Below are 25,073 nucleotides of genomic sequence, written 5' to 3'. Positions count from 1 at the left end.
TTTTTACATAGAATATATGTAATACGAAATTTTACTATGTTCCTTACATATTATAGTTTTTAGAAAAAGTCATTTGTAAGCATAATAAGGAAGAAAAATTGGTTTTTTATTTCTAAAAACTGTATATTGAAGAGGAATATTCCTATATACGTAAAGGAGGGCTATAAATGAAACTAATGGAACAACAATTACATGAGTTAGGTGGTTTGCGAGTACATATTATTCCGACTGATAAATATAAAACAAATACCTTTGTATTTCGTTTTAAAGCACCTTTAAATGAGGAGACGGTGACAGAGCGTGCCCTATTGCCATACGTATTGCAAAGTGCGACAGAAAAACTTCCTTCTGTAATTCGTCTACGTCAATATTTAGAAGAATTATACGGATCTTCTTTGGGAGTAGATGTAAGTAAAAAAGGGGAAGACCATATCATCTCCATTTATGTAGACATTGCAAATGAAGTATATTTACACGATGCACCACCGTTATTTGAAAAAGCGCTTTCTATGTTATCGGATATTGTTTTACATCCAGCAACAGAGGGAAATAGTTTCCTACCTTCTATTGTAGAAAGTGAAAAAAGAGCGCTTTTGCAGAGAATTGAAGCTACTTATGATGATAAAATGCGCTATGCAAATGAGCGTTTAATCGAAGAAATGTGCAAAGTAGAACCGTATCGATTAAGTGCAAATGGAAAAAAAGAGAGTGTTACTTCTATTACAAATGAAAGTTTGTATCAATATTATCAAAAGGTGTTAGCGGAAGATGAAATGGATCTATATATTATTGGTGATATTTCAGAAAACGCAGTTGATCTTGTAAGTAAGTATTTTTCTATTACAGCGCGTCCTGTGAGAGAAAGAAACGTACTCCTTCATAAGCGAAATAATGAAGAAAAAGAAGTTGTTGAAAAACAAGAATTAAAACAAAGTAAATTACACATTGGTTATCGTACGTTTGTCACATATAAAGATGAAGATTATTTTGCACTGCAATTGTTCAATGGGCTATTTGGAGGTTTTTCTCATTCGAAGTTATTCGTAAATGTCCGCGAAAAGAATAGTTTAGCGTACTATGCAGCATCAAGATTTGAAAGTCATAAAGGCTTGTTGTTTGTTATGTCAGGGATTGAAGCAAAAAATTATGAAAAAGCAGTTGAAATTATTAAAGAACAAATGCTTGCGATGCAAAATGGTGATTTTTCTGAAGAAGAGATGCATCAAACGAAAAGTGTCATTCAAAATCAAATATTAGAAGCAATTGATACGCCACGTGGATTTGTGGAAATGCTATATCATGGTATTATTTCAGATCGTACACGTCCAGTTGAAGAATGGCTAACAGGTATAGAAAGTGTGACGAAAGAAGAGATTGTGAAAGTTGCTAAAAATATTGAACTAGATACAATTTACTTTTTACAAGGAACGGAGGGAGAATAAATGGAGAAGATTGTTTATGAGCAATTAAAAGAGACGCTCTATTATGAAAAACTTCCGAATGGATTAGATGTATATGTTTTACCGAAGCAAGGATTTAATAAAACATTTGCAACGTTTACGACAAAGTATGGTTCTATGGATAATACATTCGTACCATTAGGTAAAGAAGAAATGATTCGTGTACCTGACGGAATTGCGCATTTTCTTGAGCATAAATTATTTGAAAAAGAAGATCACGATGCTTTTCAATTGTTTAGTAAACAAGGAGCATCGGCAAATGCTTTCACATCCTTTACAAGAACAGCTTATCTTTTTTCATGCACATCAAATGTAGAACAAAATTTAAATACGTTGTTAAATTTCGTACAAGAGCCTTACTTCTCTGAAAAAACTGTTGAAAAAGAAAAGGGGATTATCGGACAGGAAATTCAAATGTATCAAGATAATCCAGATTGGCGCTTATACTTTGGATTAATTGATAGCTTGTTTGTAAAGCACCCCATTAAAATTGATATTGCAGGGACAATCGAGTCTATTAGTAAAATTACGAAAGACCTATTATATGAATGCTACGAAACATTTTATCATCCGAGCAATATGTTACTATTTGTTGTTGGTGCAATTGATCCAGAGGAAACAATGGACTTAGTGCGTGAAAATCAAGCGAAAAAAGATTATAAAAATCAGCCGGAAATTGTACGTTCATTTGAAGATGAACCAAATGAGGTAAATGAAAAGAAGAAAATCATTTCAATGCCTGTACAAACACCGAAATGTTTAGTCGGTATTAAAGCGACAAATTTAAAAGAAAAAGGGAAAGCTCTTTTAAAACAAGAAATCGCGCTTACGTTACTTTTAGATTATTTATTTGGAAAAAGCTCGGTTCATTACGAATCGTTATATAATGAAGGGCTTATTGATGATTCGTTCTCGTATGATTATACGGAAGAGAATAACTTCGGTTTTGCAATGGTTGGCGGTGATACGAAGCAACCGGATGAATTGGAAAAGCGTTTGAAAGATATTTTATTAAACACAAATTATGATCAATTAGATGAGGCAGCATTAGAACGAGTAAAGAAAAAGAAAATTGGTGGCTTTTTACGCTCGTTGAATTCACCGGAATATATTGCAAATCAATTTACGCGATATGCGTTTAATGAATCTAGCTTGTTTGATGCATTGACTGAATTAGAAAGTCTAACTGTTCAAGATTTACAAGAAGTAGCGAAATTATTATTATCAGAAGAAAAAATGAGCGTTTGTCAAGTTTTACCGAAAAAATAAAATTTAAAAGATACCCTCATCTTATCATTGATAAATTGTAAGATGAGGGTATTATTTAGTTATATGAAAAATGAGCTTGTAGAGATAAGAGAGGGTAATTATGAAAAAGTATGCATTAGTAACTGGAGGGAGCGGAGGGATTGGCTCTGCTATTTCAAAACAATTAATTCAAGATGGATATACTGTATATGTTCATTACAATAACAGTGAAGACAAGGTAAATGAGTTACAGAAGGAATGGGGTGAAGTGATTCCTGTTCAAGCGGATTTAGCTTCTAATGATGGGGCAGAGCAGTTGTGGGGACAAATTGAACATCCTATTGATGTTATCGTATACGCAGCTGGGAAGAGTATCTTTGGATTAGTGACAGATGTAACAAATGATGAGTTGAATTATATGGTAGAACTTCAAGTTAAGAGTGTATATAAATTACTATCAAAGGCACTTCCACCTATGATTGGGCGGAGAAGTGGAAATATTGTAGTTGTTTCATCTATATGGGGGCAAATAGGGGCTTCTTGTGAAGTGTTATATTCAATGGTAAAGGGAGCACAAAATTCATATGTGAAAGCTTTAGCAAAAGAGGTTTCTTTAAGTGGATTGCGTGTGAATGCAGTAGCACCAGGTGCAATTGAAACGGAAATGTTAAGTGTCTTTTCTGAAGAAGATAAGATTGGCATTGCTGAAGAGATACCATTAGGCAGAATAGGTTTACCAGAAGAGGTAGCAAAGACAGTTTCATTTCTCGTATCACCAGGAGCATCTTACATAACTGGACAAATTATCGGTGTGAATGGTGGCTGGCATTGTTAAAAAATTCTTACATAAAAAATGAAAAGTTGCACAAATTAAGCATGATTTTATTACTCAATAGTGAGGTGCTTAATTATGTCAGTGTTAGATAATTTTGATCAGTGGAAGAGCTTTTTAGGAGAACGTTTAGAACAAGCGGAAGGAAAAGGGCTTAATAATGGTGCCGTATCAGATATGGCATTTCGTGTTGGCGATTATTTAGCAAATGAAGTAGAAGCGCGTAACGATCAAGAAAAATTATTGTCTGAGCTTTGGAAAGTTGCTGATGAACAAGAGCAGCATACAATCGCAAATTTAATGGTTAAGTTTGTACAACATAAGTAAAAGTAGAGAGGAGATTCTCCTCTCTACTTTTTTTGTATAATAATTACACGGGAGAGATTATACATTTAGCTTCCCTATTAAGGTGAAATCATATAATATAGTACGTAGGTGTAAAGTAAGCAAGGGGAGTGATCTTGGATGATTGAATGGTATTTTGAATATGAAATACATAAAAACCGACCTGGCTTGCTTGGTGACGTTTCTTCGTTAATCGGTATGCTCGGCATTAATATTGTCACAATTAATGGTGTTGATAATGCACGACGTGGGTTACTCCTTATGTGTGATAATCAAGAGCAGATCTCTAGACTTGAATCAATTTTAAATACGATGGATAACATAACGGTAACGAAATATCGTCCGCCAAAGCTAAGGGATAAACTAGCGGTTAGACATGGTAGGTACATACAACGAGATGCAGATGATAAGAAAACATTTCGTTTTGTGCGTGATGAATTAGGATTACTTGTAGACTTTATGGCGGAAATCATGAAAAAAGAAGGCCATAAACTAATTGGGATACGAGGAATGCCTCGTGTCGGAAAAACAGAATCCATTGTTGCCGCAAGTGTTTGTGCAAATAAACGATGGTTATTTGTATCATCTACTCTCATTAAGCAAACTGTTCGTAGTCAATTGATTGAAGATGAGTATAGCGATGACAATATTTTCATCCTAGATGGAATTGTGTCAACAAAGCGTGCCAATGAAAGGCATTGGCAACTCGTTCGTGAAATTATGAGATTGCCTGCAACGAAAGTTGTGGAACATCCTGATGTATTTGTGAGTCAGTCAGAATACACATTGGATGATTTTGATTATATTATCGAGTTACGTAACGATTATGATGAAGAAATTCAATATAATTTAGTAGATGAAATTGAGCAAGGTACGCAAAATAATTTCTCTATGTTCGACTTTTAAAGAAATATTGAGGTGTTAGTAGTGACAGAATTAGGACAAAAGCTGAAAGAAGCAAGAGAAGCAAAAGGCTTGTCTATTGATCAGCTGCATGAGATTACAAAAATTCAAAAACGCCATTTAGTAGCGATTGAAGAAGGCAATTATGACGTATTGCCAGGAGCTTTTTATGCACGTGCATTCATTAAACAATACGCAGATGCGGCTGGATTAAATGGAGAGGAACTGCTTGTAGAATATCAGAGTACGATACCACAATCTGAAAATCGTGATGTTCCACAAGTATCAACTGGACAAAAAACACAAGAAACAATGCAAAAATCTTCATCATTGCCAATGGCAGATCATATGCCGAAAATCTTAATTGCATTGTTAGTAATCGCATTTGGAGTCGTAGTTTGGTTTGTTATTCAAGCACTGACTGGTAAAGATGACGGACGAGTTCCGGCTACTCAAAGTGAGAAAATTGAAGTTAAAAAAGCAGAAAATTCTCCGCTAGATACGAAGAAAGATGAAGCGAAAGCGGAAGAACCAAAGAAAGAAGAACCAAAGAAAGAAGAGCCAAAAAAAGAAGAGCCAAAGAAAGAGGAACCAACTGGACAACAAGAAGTAAAAGTAGTTGGAACAAGTGGTAAGGTATCTACTTTGGAAATTCATAATAATAAAACATTAGAACTGGAAATTTCAGCGAAGGGTACAAGTTATGTAGATGTTAAGGACGATGCGGGTAATGAAATTCTAAACACTACAGTACAAAGTGGTCAAACAGAAAAACGTGATTTATCAACAGCAAAAGAAGTGCGACTTAATATTGGAAATGCAACGAATGTTGAAGTTAAACTGAATGGCCAAGTGGTCGCTTACCCATTGGATCCAGAAAAAGAACTTCACCAAAGATTGGTGATAAAAAACCAAGGGGTAGAGCAACCTGCACAATAACAGTCATCGCTTCGATGACTTTTTTCAATGAACAAATGTTTTTGATATGATGGAGGAATAGCTGTGAATTTACCAAATAAAATTACAATATCTAGAATCTTCTTAATCCCAGTTTTTATGGTAATTATGTTAGCACCCTTTGATTGGGGTTCATACACAATTGGTGATGTAGATCTACCAATTCAACACTTAGTAGGGGCGCTTATCTTTATTATTGCCTCAGCTACAGATTGGATTGATGGACATTACGCAAGAAAGTATAATCTTGTAACAAACTTAGGGAAATTCCTTGACCCGTTAGCAGATAAATTACTTGTTTCGGCAGCACTTATCACATTAGTCGAGATGGGATCTGTACCAGCTTGGATCGTTATAGTAATTATAAGTCGTGAGTTTGCTGTGACAGGTTTACGACTTGTACTTGCTGGAACAGGGGAAGTCGTTGCAGCGAATCAATTAGGGAAAATTAAAACATGGACACAAATTATTGCGATTGCAGCGTATTTATTACACGATGTACCGTTAAATTTAATCCATATTCCAGTTGCTGATATCTTTATATGGATTGCATTAATTTTTACTGTTATTTCAGGATGGGATTATTTCTGGAAAAATAGAGCTGCTTTTGTAAACTCAAAATAGAAGTTTATGGGGGAATTGGGATGAATGCTGAAATTATTGCGGTTGGAACGGAATTATTACTTGGACAAATTGCAAATACAAACGCCCAGTTTTTATCTGAAAAGTTAGCTTCAATTGGCATTAATGTGTACTACCATACTGTAGTTGGAGATAATAACAAACGATTACAGCAGGCGATTGAAGTTGCAGAAGAACGTGCGGACATGCTTATTTTTACAGGTGGATTAGGCCCGACAAAAGATGATTTGACGAAGGAAACAATTGCGTCTAGCTTAGGGGAAGAGCTTGTATATGACAAAAATGCATTAGCATTAATAAGCGATTATTTTAAGCGTACAGGTCGTGAGTTCACTGAAAATAATAAAAAGCAGGCACTCGTTTTGAATGGAGCAACTGTATTTGCAAATGATCACGGTATGGCACCTGGTATGGGTTTAAATAAGAACGGAAAAGTTTATATTTTATTACCAGGACCACCGAAAGAAATGAGGCCAATGTATGTAAGTTATGTAGAGCCTTTTTTACGTAACTTTACAACAGGAGAAAACATTTATTCTCGCGTGCTTCGCTTCTTCGGAATTGGGGAATCTCAATTAGAGGTGAAAGTTCAAGATTTAATTGATGGACAAACGAACCCGACAATCGCCCCGCTTGCGAATGATGGAGAAGTGACATTACGTTTAACTGCGAAGCATCAAAATGCTCATGAAGCGGAGAAACTCATTCAGCATATGGAAGATTTGATTTTAGAAAGAGTAGGAGAATTTTTCTACGGGTATGACCAAGAGTTTCTGCACTATAAGGTGATAGAGTTATTGAAGAAAAAAGGATTAACTTTAGCGTGTGCAGAAAGTTTATCAGGTGGTCTCTTCGGTAATCAAGTAACAGAAAGTGCTGGTGTGTCTTCAGTATTTAAAGGCGGTGTCATTTGTTATCATAATGATGTGAAGCAACATGTTTTACATGTACCTGAGGAAGTGTTGTCTACTGACGGTGCAGTTAGTAAAGAATGTGCTCGTTATCTTGCTGAAAATGTTAAAGAATTATTAAAAGCGGATATCGGAATTAGTTTCACTGGGGTAGCAGGACCAGATGCTTCAGAACATAAAGAGCCGGGAACAGTATTTGTTGGATTGGCGATTAAAGATGAACCAACTGTAGTCTTTCCTCTAAATTTAAGCGGAAGTCGTCAACAAATTAGGGAACGCTCAGCAAAATATGGGTTTTATCATTTGTATAAAAAGCTAGAAGAGATATAAGTCTCTTTTAGCTTTTTTTAATGGTTAAATGCAGTTTTATGTAATGGAAAATAAAAAAATCGAATAAATGTTCGATTTTTGTTGGCAAATTGAATTGAAAATAGGTATAATAAGATTAGCAATTCAGTTAAGGAGGAATTTTGAATGAGTGATCGTCAAGCGGCATTAGATATGGCGTTAAAACAAATAGAGAAGCAATTCGGTAAAGGTTCAATTATGAAATTAGGAGAACAAGCTGAGCGTAGAATTTCTACAATTTCAAGTGGTTCTTTAGCACTTGATGTGGCACTAGGGGTAGGCGGATACCCACGTGGCCGTATTATTGAAATTTACGGACCTGAAAGTTCAGGTAAAACAACAGTTTCATTACATGCAATCGCTGAAGTACAGCGTCAAGGTGGACAAGCAGCGTTTATTGATGCGGAGCATGCAATGGATCCTGTATATGCACAAAAATTAGGCGTTAACATAGATGAATTACTATTATCACAGCCTGATACAGGGGAACAAGGACTAGAAATCGCAGAAGCACTTGTACGAAGTGGCGCGGTTGACATTATCGTAATTGACTCTGTAGCAGCTCTTGTACCGAAAGCAGAGATCGAAGGAGACATGGGTGACTCACACGTAGGTTTACAAGCACGTTTAATGTCACAAGCACTTCGTAAGCTTTCAGGTGCAATCAATAAATCAAAAACAATCGCAATCTTTATCAACCAAATTCGTGAAAAAGTTGGGGTTATGTTCGGAAATCAACTACAAGTTGCTTAATCAAAGTAATGTACTTGAGTCTTTATTTGTCTTCTTCGACTAAGTCTTTATAAGGGATTTCTTATAGGGAGAGATTAAAGTGGCAGTGACAATTGGAAATAGAACTTATCGAAACATAGAACAATGGCAAGTGGATTTTATTGTGACACATGCGGATAGCAAATTGAAAGATATAGGTAAAGAAATTAATCTTGATGAAAGGCGAGTAGGTGAAATATTAAAGTTACTCGGAATTAAAAGAACCAGATATAGAAAGATTTACTTGCCTAAAACCGCAGAAGTTGAACAAGAATTGAAAAATCCATATTTATCACATGTTGAAATTGCTATTAAGTATGGCGTATCCGATACATGTGTTGCTAAAAGGAGAAAAGAGCTTAATGTAAAGGTCAGAAAGAAAAATTATGATACTTTACTGGAACAACAGGTTGAACAGATGTTGTTAAGTTTAGATCTGGCGTTCATTAAGCAAAAAAGAATCGATAAGTGGTCTATTGATTTCTACTTAGGTAGAAAATATTGTTTAGATGTCCATGGGAAATGGGCACACTCACTCAAAAAGATAAAAGAACGAGATAAAAGAAAACTTTTATTTATGGAAGAGGGCTGCTATAAATATCTTGTTATACATGAAGAAGAGTTAGCAAATAAAGAAAAAGTCTTGCAAAAGATTAAGGAGTTTACCATGGGTTTCCCTTGCTAGTGATAGCATGTAAAAAAACCTTGTGAACCTTATTGCCTAAGGGTGTAACTATCCATATAGTTGCTAACGGTGAAGCCCACCATTATTTAGGGTAATACCGTGCCAAGCTCCATAGTGATATGGGGAAGGTGTAGAGACTACCGAAAAGGACTTTTAGTTAACTGAGTAGGGTACGGCAGATGATAGGCTACTGCTGGAAGTGCAAGGCTCTCTGTAAAGAGATGAAGAGATAGTCCGGACTATAGAGATGGAAAATCTATAGATAGTGCCAGAAACAACTCCAGGTGGTCGTGCGTTGAAATTCTATTCAACAGTTCGTCTTGAAGTACGTCGTGCTGAGCAATTAAAACAAGGTAACGACATCGTTGGTAATAAAACGAAAGTAAAAGTAGTGAAAAATAAAGTAGCACCACCATTCCGTGTTGCTGAAGTTGATATTATGTACGGAGAAGGTATTTCAAGAGAAGGTGAAATTTTAGATATGGCTTCTGAACTTGATATCGTTCAAAAGAGTGGTGCTTGGTACTCGTATAATGAAGAACGTTTAGGACAAGGTCGTGAAAATTCAAAACAATTCTTAAAAGAGAATACGGATTTAAGAGAGGAAATTGCCTTCTTTGTTCGTGATCATCACGGAATTGGTGAAGACTCAGGTGTGGAAGACACGGAAGATTCAACTCTTCAAGATTAAAAAATAAAAGACACGGTCCCGTGTCTTTTATTTTTTTACCTTCTATTAAAATCGTGTATATCGCAGTAGTTAAAAAAATTTTTTTTGACTCAAACGGGATGTGTAAAGAGGGATATTCATATGTTTTAAGGGAATAAAATGGTATTTACTAAGGTTTTCCAGGATAATATGCTATCAATTTTTCAAATTCAGATAACATTCAGGACTGAAGGTAAAGAAAGTAAAAGTAGACAACGCTTGACAATGAAAATTCCGATAGATACAATGAGAATGTATATTTTTTCTTATATACGATATACTCTTCTCAAGAAGAGAAGTAATATTCGGAGTAAGGTTTAAATCTTGCCGAAATAATAATATGACATTTTAATTGTGAAATGAAGAAAGTCCCTTAAAAAAGCGGGACGACGGTCTTTGCTGTATGTTGTAATTCAATGTACATGCCGACAGTCTTTTTTCATTCATAGCAAGGGGAGGTGAAATCATGACGAGTACATTTTGGATACTCATCTCCATTTTGCTTGCAACAGCAGTCGGTGCAGTTGTTGGCTTTTTTGTTCGAAAGTCTATTGCTGAAGCGAAGATTAATGGTGCAGCTAATGAAGCGAGACGTATTTTAGACGAAGCGAATCGTGATGCAGAAGCACTTAAGAAAGAAGCGCTTTTAGAAGCAAAGGATGAAATTCATACACTTCGTACAGAAGCTGAATTAGAAATTCGTGACCGTAGAAGCGAATTACAAAAACAAGAAAATCGTTTAATGCAAAAAGAAGAGAACCTTGATCGTAAAGACGAAACGCTCGATAAGCGCGAGCAACAGTTAGAGAAGAAAGAGGATTCTCTTGTAGCGAAACAACAACAGATTGAAGAGTTGGAAAGCAAAGTGGGAGAGTTAGTTCAAAAGCAACAAACAGAATTAGAGCGCATTTCCAATCTGACACGCGAACAAGCGAAAGCAATTATTCTTGGTAAAGTGGAAAGTGAAGTTTCTCATGAAATTGCCGTTATGGTAAAAGAAAGTGAAATTCGCGCGAAAGAAGAAGCGGATAAGAAAGCAAAAGAGATTTTATCTCTTGCAATGCAAAGATGTGCAGCTGATCATGTTGCTGAAACAACCGTTTCGGTTGTAAATCTTCCAAATGACGAAATGAAGGGACGTATTATCGGGCGTGAAGGTCGTAATATTCGTACGTTAGAAACGTTAACGGGTATTGACTTAATTATCGATGATACACCAGAGGCGGTAATCCTTTCTGGATTCGACCCAATTCGTCGTGAAACAGCTCGTATCGCTCTTGATAAACTAGTACAGGACGGACGTATTCACCCAGCGCGTATTGAAGAGATGGTCGAAAAATCAAGACGTGAAGTGGACGAGTATATTCGCGAAGTCGGAGAGCAAACAACGTTTGAAGTGGGTGTTCACGGATTACATCCAGATTTAATTAAGATTTTAGGTCGTTTGAAATACCGTACAAGTTACGGACAAAACGTCTTAAAACACTCTATGGAAGTTGCATATTTAACTGGACTTATGGCAGCAGAGCTTGGTGAGGATGAAAAACTAGCAAGACGTGCAGGTCTATTACATGATATCGGAAAAGCGATTGATCATGAAGTAGAAGGTAGCCACGTTGAAATTGGTGTTGAACTCGCGACGAAATATAAAGAGCATCCTGTAGTTATAAACAGTATTGCATCTCACCATGGTGACACAGAACCAACTTCTATCATTGCAGTTTTAGTTGCAGCAGCAGATGCATTATCAGCTGCAAGACCGGGAGCTCGTAGTGAAACGCTTGAAAACTACATTCGTCGTCTTGAAAAGTTAGAAGAGATTTCAGAGTCTTATGAAGGCGTTGAAAAATCATTCGCAATTCAAGCAGGACGTGAAGTTCGTATTCTGGTAAAACCAGATACAATCGATGACTTAGAAGCTCATCGTTTAGCTCGTGATATTCGAAAACGTATTGAAAATGAACTGGATTACCCAGGACATATTAAAGTAACTGTTATTCGTGAAACACGTGCAGTGGAATACGCAAAATAAAGTGGTGAAACACCACTTTATTTTTTTGTGTTGGAATTGGATAAAATAAAGAAAATCAAGTGAAACAAACTTATAATAAATTTGTTGTAAGGAAATTGCTTGAAGTTATAGTAATAAAAAATGTAGTACATAGAAAGGGTAAGACATATGAGAATATTATTTGTTGGGGATGTAGTAGGATCTCCTGGTAGAAGTATGATTCAACAATACGTACCGGCGTTAAAGAAAAAATATACACCTACAGTAACAATCATTAATGGAGAAAATGCAGCAGGTGGGCGTGGTATTACAGAAAAAATTTATCGAAACTTTTTAGAGTGCGGCGCACAAGCGGTTACACTTGGAAACCATGCTTGGGATAATCGTGAGGTATTTGAATTTATTGATGATGCAAAATATCTTGCAAGACCAGCTAACTTCCCAGAAGGAACACCGGGAAAAGGTCTTATATTTGTGAATTGTAATGGAACAGAAGTTGCAGTTATTAACTTACAAGGGCGTACGTTCCTTCCTCCGATTGATTGTCCATTTCGAAAAGTGGATGAATTAATTAACATTGCGAAAAAACGTACGAATATTATCTTTGTTGATTTTCATGCGGAAACTACAAGTGAAAAACAAGCGCTCGGTTGGTATGTAGATGGTCGTGCTACAGCGGTAGTAGGTACACATACTCATGTACCTACAGCAGATAATCGTATTTTACCAAGCGGAACAGCATACATTACAGATGTTGGTATGACAGGCCCGTATGACGGAATTTTAGGTATGGATAGAGAAGCGGTCTTGAAGAAGTTTTTAACAAACTTACCGGTAAGATTTGAAGTGACGAATGGTAGAACACAATTAAGTGCAGTGCTAATTGATGTGGATCCGAATACAGGAAAAGCAAAGAAAATTGAGCGCATTTTAATTAATGACGATCAACCATTTTTCGAGTAAATCTCCGTAAAGATTTAGATAAGTTATTATATTTTAATTTTTTAGAAAAATTACGAAAATTTAGCAGGAATACGCGCCATTCCTCGTGAATATAAGTTAAAGTGATATAATTGCTAATACTTTTTAAAGAAACGAGGAGGAAACGCGGAATGGAAATATTAAAAGTTAAAGCAACGTCGGTCCCTAATTCTGTAGCTGGTGCACTTGCAGGTGTTATTCGCGAACGCGGAACAGCAGAAATTCAAGCTATTGGTGCAGGTGCATTGAACCAAGCGGTAAAGGCAGTAGCAATTGCAAGAGGGTTTGTAGCGCCTAGTGGTTTGGACCTGATTTGTATCCCAGCGTTTACAGATATTATGATTGATGGGGAAGAGCGTACAGCAATAAAATTAATTGTAGAACCTCGTTAAGTTTAAACAACCTGTTTGCAGTATGCAAACAGGTTATTTTTATAGTGGAGGAATGAAAATGAAAATTTTTGATGCTCATTGTGATGTACTCTTACAGTTATGGATTGCAAAGGGGAAAAAGAATTTTAAAAATGATTCACAATTACATATTACATTTGAACAATTAAAGAAAAGAAAAGGAAGTATACAATGTTTTGCTATATACGTGCCAGAAACAGTAGCATATGAAAAACGTTTTGAAGCGGCATTACAAATGATAGATATTTTTTATAATGAAATTTTATCGCTACCAGGTGTGAAGTTGATCCGAACGAAAGCTGATATAAGTATGTTAAAACAGGACGAGATTGGAGCTCTTTTAACATTAGAAGGATGCGAAGCAATTGGAAAAGAAGCGATGAAATTACGTTTGTTTTATCAATTAGGTTTACGTTCCTTTGGATTAACATGGAACTATGCGAATTTGTTAGCTGATGGGGCGCTAGAGACACGTGGAGCAGGCTTAACTACTTTCGGTAGACAAGTTGTACAAGAACTTAATACGTTGCATTTATGGACCGATCTGTCCCATTTAAATGAGAGAAGTTTTTGGGATGTGGTAGAAATTGCAAATAATCCTATTGCATCTCACTCAAATTGCTATAAACTGTGTGACCATCCACGTAATTTAAATGAGGAACAAATTCAATTCCTTATAAAGCGAAATGGCATGATTGGTGTCACTTTTGTACCTCAGTTTCTTACAAATGAAAAACAAGCGAATATTACAGATATAATAAAACATATCGATTATATTTGTTCGCTAGGTGGAGAAAACAACATAGGGTTTGGTTCAGATTTTGATGGGATTTTAGAAACAGTTGCAAATGTATCGGTGTATGAAGATTATGAAAATGTAATTAATGAACTATATAAACACTATGCTGCATCAACTGTAGAACGATTTTTGTATGATAACTTTGTTGAACATATAAGTTTTTAAGTGTTTTGTTTTAAAAATTCAGAAAAATTAAAATAAATTCAATTGATATTATTGCTTTTTTTAGGACCTAATACTAGAATGAAAAACGAAATAGCTTTATACTTAAGATTCAGGGAAATCAGAAGAGGCATAATTTGCGTCCGTTGTAGTTTATTTGCATAAAAAATGCTAAACTAATACTGTAAAAAAATACACTACAATGAATGCAGCCAAAAGGGGTGTAGGAGATGATTAGTCAACTTTCATGGAAAGTTGGAGGCCAACAAGGTGAAGGAATTGAAAGTACAGGGGAAATCTTCTGTATAGCATTAAACCGATTAGGATATTACCTATACGGTTACCGCCACTTCTCATCACGTATAAAAGGCGGCCATACAAATAATAAAATTCGCGTAAGTACAACAGAAGTACGTGCGATCTCAGATGACTTAGATATTTTAATTGCTTTTGATCAAGAAACAATTGATTTTAACTTCCACGAACTACGTCCAGGCGGAATTGTCGTTGCGGATGCGAAATTTAATCCAACAATACCTGACAATACAGATGTAAATTTATATGTGATACCGTTTACAGATATTGCTTCAGAATTAGGCACATCATTAATGAAAAACATGGTTGCTGTTGGAGCATCAAGTGCGGTATTAGGTTTAGACGAAACAGCTTATTTGGATGTTGTTGAAGAAATCTTTGGTCGTAAAGGAGAGCAAGTCGTTCAAAAGAATATGGACGCAATTAAACGCGGCTCTCAATATATGAAAGAATTGCTAGGTGAGAAAGTTAACATGATGCAGCTTGAAAAAGCTAATGGTAAGAAACGCATGTTTATGATTGGAAACGATGCAATCGCATTTGGTGCGGTAGCTGGTGGCGCTCGTTTTATGTCAGCATATCCAATCACACCTGCATCTGAAATTATGGAATACTTAATTAAAAAATTGCCTAAAGTCGGCGGAACAGTAATCCAAACTGAGGATGAAATCGCAGCTTGTACAATGGCAATTGGCGCAAACTATGCTGGTGTTCGTACATTAACAGCATCTGCAGGGCCTGGTCTTTCTTTAATGATGGAAGCGATTGGGTTAGCAGGTATTACAGAAACACCGCTAGTAATTGTTGATACGCAACGTGGTGGTCCAAGTACGGGGTTACCAACGAAACAAGAGCAGTCTGATTTAATGGCGATGATTTACGGTACGCATGGTGAAATTCCAAAAATCGTAATGGCGCCAAGTACAGTGGAAGAAGCTTTCTATGATATTGTAGAAGCGTTTAACTTAGCTGAAGAATATCAAGTGCCTGTTATTTTCTTAACGGATTTACAGCTTTCTTTAGGTAAACAAACTGTAGAACCGCTTACGTTAGATAAAGTGGAAATTCGTCGCGGTAAGCTGGATTTAGAAGCAGAATTACCAGAACGTGAAAATAAAGCATACTTCAAGCGTTATGAAGTAACAGAAGATGGCGTTTCACCACGTGTTTTACCTGGTATGAAAAATGGTATTCACCATGTTACAGGTGTAGAACATGATGAAACTGGTAAACCATCTGAATCGGCAATAAACCGTAAAGATCAAATGGACAAACGTTTCCGTAAAATGGAGAACTTGAAGTTTAATACCCCTGTTTATAAAAATGTTAAGCATGAGGAAGCAGATGTATTGCTTGTTGGATTTAACTCAACTCGTGGTGCGATCGAAGAGGCAATGGAGCGTTTAGAACAAGAGGGTATGAAAGTAAACCATGCTCAAATCCGTTTAATTCACCCGTTCCCGAAAGCTGAAATCGATCCACTTGTGAAAAATGCAAAACGTGTTGTAGTTGTAGAAAACAACGCGACTGGTCAGCTTGCTAACATTATGAAAATGAATCTTGGTAGTGGTGAGAAAATTTCTAGTCTTTTAAAATATGATGGAAACCCATTCTTGCCAAAAGAGATTTACAACGAATGCAAAAAAGGGGTTGTATTAAATGGCAACATTTAAGGACTTTCGTAACAGTGTAAAACCAAACTGGTGCCCAGGTTGCGGAGACTTTTCGGTGCAAGCTGCAATTCAGCGTGCGGCAGCTAACGTTGGCTTAAATCCAGATGAACTTGCTGTTGTTTCTGGTATTGGTTGTTCAGGTCGTATATCAGGTTATATTAATTCATATGGTGTGCATAGTATTCATGGACGTGCCCTTCCGATTGCACAAGGTGTGAAAATGGCAAATCGTGATTTAACAGTTATCGCATCAGGTGGTGACGGTGATGGATTTGCGATTGGTATGGGACATACAATCCATTCTATTCGTAGAAACATTGACATTACGTATATAGTAATGGATAACCAAATTTACGGATTAACAAAAGGCCAAACTTCACCACGTAGTGAAGCTGGATTTAAAACGAAAAGTACACCACAAGGTTCGATTGAACCATCATTAAATGTTATGGAAATGGCATTAACAGCTGGTGCAACATTTGTGGCGCAAAGCTTTTCAAGTGATTTAAAAGAATTAACGCAAATTATTGAAGCTGGTATTAACCATAAAGGGTTCTCATTAATTAATGTATTTAGTCCATGTGTTACTTATAATAAAGTAAATACGTACGATTGGTTCAAAGAGAACTTAACGAAACTAAGTACAGTAGAGGGATATGATCCATCTAATCGCATGATGGCTATGCAAACATTAATGGAAAATAACGGATTAGTAACAGGTTTAATTTATCAAAATACTGCGCAACCATCATATCAAGAACTTGTAAAAGGCTATAGTGAAAAGCCATTAGTACAAGCTGATTTAAATATGGATCAGAAAATGTTTGATGAGCTTGTTGCTGAATTTATGTAACGATTAAAAGGTTGCCATTTGGCAACCTTTTTTTACTGAATAAAAAATATAGGATAGCTTTGTTTACTTAGAAAATTCAGAATGGTAAAATAATATAAGGATCGTTGTATGGAAATGGCAAGTTCATTGCTTATGAAATGTAAGATAAGGCAGGTCCTATTCCTTGTCAAAATTGGCTAAACGCTTCATACTATGGTAATGTGTATAGGGATAAAGCAATATGCTTTTGGGTAGGACAAGATGAAATAATAAAAAGGGAATGTCTATTTGTGTGGGGAAGACTTCATTCTTACGGATGATTAGATCGATTACTCAAGTTTCAAAGGACAAGTTATCTCTCAATCAAGCTATCTAACCATTTTTAAGGTGGGTCTAAGCGCATTAAAATAGACTACAGAGTGTGTATAGTTAAGGGTGAAAGGAGATTACCGATGAACGAGCAACAACGATTAGCAAGTCAACAAGCAAATTCCTCTACGAAAAAAGAAGAGAAAGATTATAGCAAATACTTTGAAAGCGTATATCAACCACCTTCCTTAAAAGATGCCAAAAAGCGTGGAAAAGAAGAAGTTAAAATTGAACGGGATTTTGGCTTACCTGAAGAGTTTCGTAATTTTGGTGCAGGAAGAAAGTTTTATATTCGTACATATGGGTGTCAAATGAATGAGCATGATACGGAAGTAATGGCAGGTATTTTCACAACACTTGGATATGAACCGACATTTTCAACTGAAGATGCAGATGTAGTTTTATTAAACACTTGTGCAATTCGTGAAAACGCTGAAAATAAAGTGTTTGGTGAACTTGGTCATTTAAAATCATTAAAACGTAGAAATCCGGACCTTTTAATTGGTGTATGTGGTTGTATGTCTCAAGAGGAATCTGTTGTAAATAAAATCATGCAAAAAAATCAGCATGTAGATATGGTATTTGGCACGCATAATATTCATAGATTACCGTACATTCTAAAAGATGCAATGTTCTCGAAGGAGACGGTAGTTGAAGTTTGGTCAAAAGAAGGAGACGTAATTGAAAACCTTCCGAAAGTACGTCGTGGCGATATTAAAGCTTGGGTAAATATTATGTATGGCTGTGATAAATTCTGTACATATTGTATTGTACCGTATACACGAGGAAAAGAGCGAAGCAGGCGTCCAGAAGATATTATTCAAGAGATTCGTCATTTAGCTGCGAATGGTTATAAAGAAATTACGCTACTTGGACAGAACGTAAATGCATATGGTAAAGACTTTGAAGATTTAGAATACGGTCTTGGCGATTTAATGGACGAACTTCGTAAAGTTGATATTGCCCGTATTCGTTTTACAACGAGTCATCCACGTGATTTCGATGACCACTTAATTGAAGTGCTTGGAAAAGGTGGAAATCTAGTGGAACATATTCACTTACCAGTTCAATCTGGAAGCACAGATATGTTGAAAATTATGGCACGTAAATATTCACGTGAACATTATTTAGAACTTGTAAGAAAAATTAAAGAAACAATTCCGAGCGCAGTATTAACAACTGATATTATCGTCGGTTTCCCAAATGAAACAGATGAGCAATTTGAAGAAACGATGTCGTTATATCGTGAAGTAGGATTTGATACTGCATTTACATTTATTTATTCCCCGCGAGAAGGTACACCAGCTGCAAAAATGAAAGATAATGTGCCTATGGAAGTAAAGAAAGAACGACTACAACGATTAAACACACTCGTAAATGGGTTGGCAGTTGAAAAAAATAATCGTTATAAAGGTCAAGTTGTAGAAGTGTTAGTTGATGGGGAAAGTAAAAATAATCCGGAAGTACTTGCAGGTTATACTCGTACGAATAAACTTGTAAACTTCGTCGCTTCAAAATCTTTAATTGGTCAGCTTGTGAAAGTAAAAATAACGGAAGCAAAAACTTGGTCTCTTAACGGGGAATTAGTTGAGGAACCGATTGAGGTGAAATAATAGATGAAAGTATATACGAAAGACGAAATTGTAGAGCAAGCGAAAGAATTAGCGAAAATGATTTCTGAAACAGAAGAAGTTGATTTTTTTAAGAAAGCAGAGGCGCAAATTCATAAAAATGAAAATGTAAAGCACGCAATTGATGAAATTAAAGCATTGCAAAAACAAGCAGTTAACTTGCAACATTACGGGAAGTGGGAAGCTTTGAAAAAAGTAGAAGCTGAAATTGATGCACTTCAAGATAAGTTAGACAATATTCCAGTTGTGCAGGAGTTTAAATCTTCACAAACATATGTAAATGACTTACTACAGTTAGTTGCGAGTACCATTTCTAATAATGTTACAGATGAAATATTAGTTTCAACTGGCGGCGATGTACTTAAGGGTGAAACTGGTGCGGCGGTAGAAAGTAAAAAAGGAAATTGTGGTTGTTAAAGAGATGTCATATTGACATCTCTTTTTTTTTAGTGGATTAAACGTAAGTTCTTCCCAAAAAAAGAATGACACATTCCGCTATTGTCACGCATATGATTAAGTGAATAGTGATTGAGGAGGGTTACGAATGTCCGAATTTAGAGAGATTATTACAAAAGCAGTGGTTGGAAAAGGACGTAAGTATACAAAGTCAACGCATACATGTGAATCGAATAATGAGCCAACAAGTATTTTAGGGTGCTGGGTAATTAACCACTCGTACGAAGCGAGAAAGAATGGAAAACATGTAGAAATTGAAGGTTTCTATGATGTGAACACTTGGTATTCGTTTGATGGCAATACAAAGACTGAAGTTGTAACAGAACGTGTGAACTACACTGACGAAGTAAGCATTGGTTATCGTGATAAGAACTTCTCTGGTGACGATTTAGAAATTATTGCTCGTGTCATTCAACCGCCAAATTGTTTAGAAGCTCTTGTATCGCCAAATGGGAATAAAATTGTTGTAACTGTAGAACGTGAATTTGTAACAGAAGTAGTTGGAGAAACAAAAATTTGTGTAAGTGTAAATCCTGAAGGTTGTGTAGAATCAGATGAGGATTTCCAAGTCGATGATGATGAGTTTGAAGAATTAGATCCGAACTTTATCGTTGACGCAGAAGAAGAGTAATAGAAAGCTAGGGAGAAGTTCTTCCTAGCTTTTTACTTTACATAAGTGGTGCTGAATGAACATGAATCTTTATGAAATATGTTATAATGAAGAAAGACTCCTGAAATAGGAGAGATGGATGTCCGTGAAGTGTGACATATTTAAAGTGAAACTTTAATCAGTGGGGGGATCCCCACTGATTATTAGTTGAACCAATCGGGATTTTACGGGCAGTTGATCTCCCACCTAACTTCTTTGTTCCAGCCGATTTTTGAGGTGGGAATCTTACTGCCCGTTAATGCGGGATGAATATAGATTATTATGTAAAAATTATGGAGGAAAGACATGACGCAATATACGCCTATGATACAGCAATACTTAAAGGTTAAGGCAGACTATCAAGATGCCTTTTTATTTTTCCGATTAGGTGATTTTTATGAAATGTTCTTTGAAGATGCGGTTAAAGCAGCTCATGAACTTGAAATTACATTAACGAGCCGAGATGGTGGTAGTAGTGATCGTATACCGATGTGCGGTGTACCGCATCATGCAGCTAAAAATTATATTGAACAACTTGTTGAAAAAGGATATAAAGTAGCTGTTTGTGAGCAAGTGGAAGATCCAAAAACAGCTAAAGGTGTAGTACGTCGTGAAGTAGTACAACTAATTACGCCAGGAACGATGATGGAAGGGCGTACAATAGACGAGAAAGAGAATAACTTTTTAGCAGCATTAACACATTTCGAAGATGGATCTTATGCGCTAGCTTGTAATGACTTAACGACTGGACAAAATACAGTGACGTTGTTAACAGGTTCAGTAGAAGATATTTTATTAGAGGTGTATGCAACTGGTTCGAAAGAAATTGTTGTAGATTCTACATTTTCAAAAGATGAATTAAATAAATTAACTGAAACATTAAAAATGACGATTTCGTATGAAGATGCAACAACGATTCCGGAAGGGTTAGAACATCTTGTGAAAAATGTTTCACAAGCAAAGTTACTTAAAGCGATTGGACGCTTATTTAACTATGTGATAAGAACACAAAAACGTTCGTTAGATCATTTGCAACCAGTAGAAATTTATTATACAAATCAATTTATGAAAATTGATGTGCACTCAAAACGTAATTTAGAGTTAACTGAGACTCTTCGTACGAAAGAAAAAACAGGCTCACTATTATGGCTATTAGATAAAACGAAAACAGCTATGGGTGGCCGTATGTTAAAACAGTGGATGGAACGTCCGCTTATCCAGAAAGAGAAAGTGGAAGAACGTTTAGAAATGGTAGAAACATTTGTAAATGATTACTTCTTACGTGAAGATTTAAAAGAAAAGCTAAAAGAAGTATATGATTTAGAGCGTTTAGCAGGGAAAGTTGCATTTGGTAATGTAAATGCACGGGACTTATTACAGTTAAGACGTTCTTTACTTCAAGTACCAGCTATTTTAGAAGCGATTAGTCTTTTAGATAATGCTTATGCAGCAAGGTTAATTCAAGGTGCGGATCCATGTGAGAGCTTAACTGAATTACTAGGAAGAAGTATTCAGGAAAACCCACCACTTTCTATTAAAGATGGAGATATTATTAAAGGCGGTTATAATGACAAGCTTGATCAATATCGTTACGTGAGCAAAAATGGGAAAACGTGGATCGCGGAGCTTGAAAAACGAGAGCGTGATATTACAGGGGTTAAATCATTAAAAATTGGATACAACCGTATTTTCGGCTACTACATTGAAGTGACGAAGGCGAATCTTGCAGCGCTTCCAGAAGGGCGCTATGAGCGAAAACAGACGCTTGCTAATGCTGAGCGTTTCATTACAGATGAACTGAAAGAAAAAGAAACGTTAATTTTAGAAGCAGAAGAGAAAATTGTACAACTGGAATATGATTTATTTACAGCACTTCGTGAAGAAGTAAAAGTATTCATTCCGAAATTACAACATTTAGCGAAAGTAATTAGTGAATTAGATGTACTACAAAGCTTTGCGACTGTAAGTGAAGAAGAGCAGTTTGTAAAACCTGTGCTAACAACGAAGCGTGAAATTTTTATTAAAGATGGTCGCCATCCTGTCGTTGAAAAAGTATTGAACGGGAAATTGTATGTACCAAATGATTGTATTATGCCAGAGAAGATGGATGTCTTTTTAATTACAGGACCGAACATGTCTGGTAAAAGTACGTATATGAGACAATTAGCACTTGTTACTGTTATGTCACAAATTGGTTGTTTCGTACCAGCGACAGAAGCTGTATTACCTGTATTCGATCAAATCTTTACGAGAATTGGTGCAGCGGATGATTTAATTTCAGGTCAAAGTACATTTATGGTTGAAATGTTAGAAGCGAAAAATGCGATTGCAAATGCGTCAGAAAGAAGTTTAATTTTATTTGATGAAATTGGACGCGGTACATCAACGTATGATGGTATGGCGCTTGCACAAGCAATCATTGAACATATTCATGACCAAATTGGTGCAAAAACATTATTCTCTACGCATTATCATGAATTAACGGTGCTAGAAGAAAGTTTAGATCAACTGAAAAATGTACATGTTTCAGCTATTGAAGAGAATGGAAAAGTAGTCTTCCTTCATAAAATTCAAGATGGAGCAGCCGATAAAAGTTACGGAATTCACGTTGCGCAACTTGCTGAGCTTCCAGATAGCTTAATCGCTCGTGCAAAAGAAGTGTTAGCGCAACTAGAAGGACAAGAAGAAATTATTATTCCAAAGCGTGTAGAAGTAAAGGTACAAGAAGTTGTTCCAGAACCTGTAGTTGTAAAAGAAGAATTGGCAGAAATACAAGAAAAGAAAGAAGAGACTGAAGAAGAGTCACAACTATCTTTCTTTGGAGGAGACCAATCTTCAAAAAAACAAGACAAGCCTGTGCTTGATCAAAAAGAAAGCGCAGTACTTGCGCAAATTAAAAAAATTGATTTACTAGATATGACGCCTTTAGAAGCGATGAACGAACTGTATCGCTTACAGAAAAAGTTAAAGAAAGGATGAGTAAGTAGATGGGAAAAATTCGCAAACTCGATGACCAACTCTCTAACTTAATTGCGGCAGGGGAAGTAGTAGAGCGCCCTGCCTCAGTCGTAAAAGAACTTGTGGAAAATTCTATCGATGCGAATAGTACATCTATTGAAATCCACTTAGAAGAAGCTGGTTTATCAAAAATTCGCATCATTGATAATGGAGATGGCATTGCCGAAGAAGATTGTATCGTCGCCTTTGAACGACATGCGACGAGCAAAATTAAAGATGAAAACGATCTGTTCCGTATAAGAACGCTCGGATTCCGCGGTGAGGCATTGCCAAGTATTGCCTCAGTTAGTGAATTGGAATTAATCACTAGCACAGGTGAGGCGCCGGGTACCCACCTTATCATTAAAGGTGGAGACATTATAAAACAAGAAAAAACAGCGAGCCGAAAAGGAACGGATATTACAGTACAAAACTTATTCTTTAATACACCAGCGCGTCTTAAATATATGAAAACAATTCATACAGAGCTTGGGAATATTACAGATATCGTGTATCGTATTGCAATGTCACATCCAGAAGTATCGTTAAGACTGTTTCATAATGAAAAGAAATTGCTTCATACATCCGGAAATGGTGATGTAAGGCAAGTACTTGCATCAATTTATAGCATTCAAGTTGCGAAGAAGCTTATTCCAATTGAAGCTGAATCTTTAGATTTCACAATTAAAGGGTATGTAACATTACCAGAAGTAACGCGAGCGTCTCGTAACTATATGTCAACGATCGTAAATGGCCGTTACGTGCGAAATTTCGTATTAATGAAAGCAGTTCAGCAAGGATACCATACATTACTGCCAGTTGGACGATATCCAATCGGCTTCTTATCGATTGAAATGGACCCAATGCTTGTTGATGTTAACGTACATCCAGCAAAATTAGAAGTTCGATTTAGTAAAGAACAAGAATTGCTAAAGCTTATCGAAGAAACATTGCAAGCTGCATTTAAAAAAATACAGCTCATTCCAGATGCAGGCGTAACAACGAAGAAAAAAGAAAAAGACGAAAGTGTGCAAGAACAGTTCCAGTTTGAGCATACAAAGCCGAAAGAACCACAGATGCCAAACATCGTTTTACCGACTGACATGGATGAAAAACAAGAAGAACGAACAACTGTGAAACAACCAGCGCAGCTTTGGCAACCGGCGAAGCGAGAATGGCAACCACCACAGTCGCTCGTAAGAGAAGAGCAAAGTTGGCAGCCATCCTCTAAACCGATAATCGAAGAACCGATTCGAGAAGAGAAATCGTGGAACAGTAACGATGACGACTTTGAATTAGAGGAATTGGAAGAAGAGGTCGGGGAAATAAAAGAGATTGAAATGAACGGTAACGATTTACCACCGCTTTATCCAATTGGACAAATGCACGGAACATATATTTTCGCTCAAAATGATAATGGGTTATATATGATTGATCAACATGCCGCACAGGAACGTATTAATTATGAGTACTTCCGTGATAAAGTAGGACGAGTAGCGCAAGAAGTACAAGAACTACTTGTACCGTACCGTATTGACCTATCTCTTACTGAATTTTTACGTGTCGAAGAGCAACTAGAAGAACTTAAAAAAGTCGGCCTATTTTTGGAACAATTCGGCCATCAATCTTTTATTGTTCGCTCGCATCCAACGTGGTTCCCGAAAGGACAAGAAACAGAAATCATTGATGAGATGATGGAGCAAGTTGTTAAACTAAAAAAAGTTGATATTAAAAAGTTGCGTGAAGAAGCAGCCATTATGATGAGCTGTAAAGCATCTATCAAGGCAAATCAATATTTAACGAACGATCAAATATTTGCTTTACTTGAAGAACTTCGTACAACAACAAATCCATACACATGCCCGCACGGGAGACCGATTCTTGTACATCATTCTACTTATGAGTTGGAGAAGATGTTTAAGAGGGTTATGTAGGGATACTAAAATTAGATATTAAAAGGGAGCAACAGTAAATGTT

At 36.3% G+C, this 25,073-nt stretch carries 20 protein-coding genes and 2 pseudogenes; all 22 read left to right on the top strand.

Annotated features, from left to right (window positions below):
• Positions 1–167: 167 nt before the first annotated feature.
• The 22 genes and pseudogenes from yfmF (at position 168) to mutL (ending at position 25,030) form a co-directional block, all read left to right on the top strand.
• Positions 168–1,442, top strand: coding sequence for an EF-P 5-aminopentanol modification-associated protein YfmF (gene yfmF, locus G9F74_RS00415; RefSeq protein WP_000772425.1), 1,275 nt, complete (start codon positions 168–170; stop codon positions 1,440–1,442).
• A complete protein-coding gene (yfmH, locus tag G9F74_RS00410) occupies positions 1,443–2,729 on the top strand; it encodes an EF-P 5-aminopentanol modification-associated protein YfmH (protein WP_000411962.1) in 1,287 nt (428 codons plus the stop codon).
• Between the two features lie 100 nt (positions 2,730–2,829).
• Positions 2,830–3,543, top strand: a complete 714-nt coding sequence (gene ymfI / locus G9F74_RS00405) for an elongation factor P 5-aminopentanone reductase (protein ID WP_000759598.1) — start codon at positions 2,830–2,832, stop codon at positions 3,541–3,543.
• 75 nt (positions 3,544–3,618) lie between these two features.
• Positions 3,619–3,867, top strand: a complete 249-nt coding sequence (locus G9F74_RS00400; protein ID WP_000114447.1) for a DUF3243 domain-containing protein — start codon at positions 3,619–3,621, stop codon at positions 3,865–3,867.
• 138 nt (positions 3,868–4,005) lie between these two features.
• Positions 4,006–4,791: a DUF3388 domain-containing protein gene (locus tag G9F74_RS00395; RefSeq protein WP_000574107.1), complete on the top strand. Its 786-nt coding sequence runs from the start codon at positions 4,006–4,008 to the stop codon at positions 4,789–4,791.
• 21 nt (positions 4,792–4,812) lie between these two features.
• Entirely contained in the window at positions 4,813–5,727 is a 915-nt protein-coding gene (locus G9F74_RS00390) for a helix-turn-helix domain-containing protein (protein WP_000137455.1), read from the top strand.
• Between the two features lie 63 nt (positions 5,728–5,790).
• Positions 5,791–6,369 carry a CDP-diacylglycerol--glycerol-3-phosphate 3-phosphatidyltransferase gene (gene pgsA / locus G9F74_RS00385; RefSeq protein WP_001052980.1) on the top strand — a complete coding sequence of 193 codons (579 nt, stop codon included), beginning with the start codon at positions 5,791–5,793 and terminating at the stop codon, positions 6,367–6,369.
• Positions 6,370–6,389: 20 nt separating this feature from the next.
• The gene (cinA, locus tag G9F74_RS00380) at positions 6,390–7,628 is read left to right on the top strand and encodes a competence/damage-inducible protein CinA (protein WP_000990726.1); all 1,239 of its coding nucleotides are present in this window, start codon (positions 6,390–6,392) and stop codon (positions 7,626–7,628) included.
• 144 nt (positions 7,629–7,772) lie between these two features.
• A pseudogene (gene recA, locus G9F74_RS00375) lies at positions 7,773–8,381 on the top strand (recombinase RecA); the annotation flags it as partial.
• Between the two features lie 97 nt (positions 8,382–8,478).
• Positions 8,479–9,102, top strand: coding sequence for a PDDEXK family nuclease (locus G9F74_RS00370; protein WP_000301533.1), 624 nt, complete (start codon positions 8,479–8,481; stop codon positions 9,100–9,102).
• 268 nt (positions 9,103–9,370) lie between these two features.
• A pseudogene (locus G9F74_RS00365) lies at positions 9,371–9,793 on the top strand (recombinase RecA family protein); the annotation flags it as partial.
• 484 nt (positions 9,794–10,277) lie between these two features.
• Complete coding sequence (gene rny, locus G9F74_RS00360) at positions 10,278–11,843, top strand: ribonuclease Y (RefSeq protein WP_000204713.1); 1,566 nt, start codon at positions 10,278–10,280, stop codon at positions 11,841–11,843.
• Positions 11,844–11,990: 147 nt separating this feature from the next.
• A complete protein-coding gene (locus tag G9F74_RS00355) occupies positions 11,991–12,785 on the top strand; it encodes a TIGR00282 family metallophosphoesterase (protein ID WP_001221099.1) in 795 nt (264 codons plus the stop codon).
• 149 nt (positions 12,786–12,934) lie between these two features.
• Positions 12,935–13,195, top strand: a complete 261-nt coding sequence (gene spoVS, locus G9F74_RS00350) for a stage V sporulation protein SpoVS (RefSeq protein ID WP_000404341.1) — start codon at positions 12,935–12,937, stop codon at positions 13,193–13,195.
• A 58-nt stretch (positions 13,196–13,253) separates the two neighbouring features.
• Positions 13,254–14,177 (top strand): dipeptidase, encoded by a 924-nt coding sequence (locus G9F74_RS00345; protein WP_000688026.1) that lies wholly within the window; start codon positions 13,254–13,256, stop codon positions 14,175–14,177.
• Positions 14,178–14,404: 227 nt separating this feature from the next.
• Positions 14,405–16,162 carry a 2-oxoacid:acceptor oxidoreductase subunit alpha gene (locus tag G9F74_RS00340; protein WP_016108975.1) on the top strand — a complete coding sequence of 586 codons (1,758 nt, stop codon included), beginning with the start codon at positions 14,405–14,407 and terminating at the stop codon, positions 16,160–16,162.
• Positions 16,149–17,015, top strand: a complete 867-nt coding sequence (locus G9F74_RS00335) for a 2-oxoacid:ferredoxin oxidoreductase subunit beta (protein WP_000190161.1) — start codon at positions 16,149–16,151, stop codon at positions 17,013–17,015. The genes G9F74_RS00340 and G9F74_RS00335 overlap by 14 nt, the downstream gene beginning before the upstream one ends.
• A 431-nt stretch (positions 17,016–17,446) precedes the next feature.
• Positions 17,447–18,976: a tRNA (N6-isopentenyl adenosine(37)-C2)-methylthiotransferase MiaB gene (miaB, locus tag G9F74_RS00330; RefSeq protein WP_001005380.1), complete on the top strand. Its 1,530-nt coding sequence runs from the start codon at positions 17,447–17,449 to the stop codon at positions 18,974–18,976.
• A 3-nt stretch (positions 18,977–18,979) separates the two neighbouring features.
• Positions 18,980–19,411 (top strand): YlbF/YmcA family competence regulator, encoded by a 432-nt coding sequence (locus tag G9F74_RS00325; protein ID WP_000870465.1) that lies wholly within the window; start codon positions 18,980–18,982, stop codon positions 19,409–19,411.
• Positions 19,412–19,538: 127 nt separating this feature from the next.
• Positions 19,539–20,081 carry an outer spore coat protein CotE gene (gene cotE, locus G9F74_RS00320; protein ID WP_001288802.1) on the top strand — a complete coding sequence of 181 codons (543 nt, stop codon included), beginning with the start codon at positions 19,539–19,541 and terminating at the stop codon, positions 20,079–20,081.
• Positions 20,082–20,405: 324 nt separating this feature from the next.
• Positions 20,406–23,078, top strand: a complete 2,673-nt coding sequence (mutS, locus tag G9F74_RS00315) for a DNA mismatch repair protein MutS (RefSeq protein WP_016108974.1) — start codon at positions 20,406–20,408, stop codon at positions 23,076–23,078.
• Between the two features lie 8 nt (positions 23,079–23,086).
• The gene (mutL, locus tag G9F74_RS00310) at positions 23,087–25,030 is read left to right on the top strand and encodes a DNA mismatch repair endonuclease MutL (RefSeq protein WP_016108973.1); all 1,944 of its coding nucleotides are present in this window, start codon (positions 23,087–23,089) and stop codon (positions 25,028–25,030) included.
• The last annotated feature ends 43 nt before the right edge of the window (positions 25,031–25,073 follow it).

Origin of the sequence: Bacillus sp. EKM202B, from assembly GCF_011066025.1 — a bacterium.
Taxonomy (GTDB): domain Bacteria; phylum Bacillota; class Bacilli; order Bacillales; family Bacillaceae_G; genus Bacillus_A; species Bacillus_A toyonensis.
This window is presented reverse-complemented; position numbering and strand designations above follow the sequence as displayed.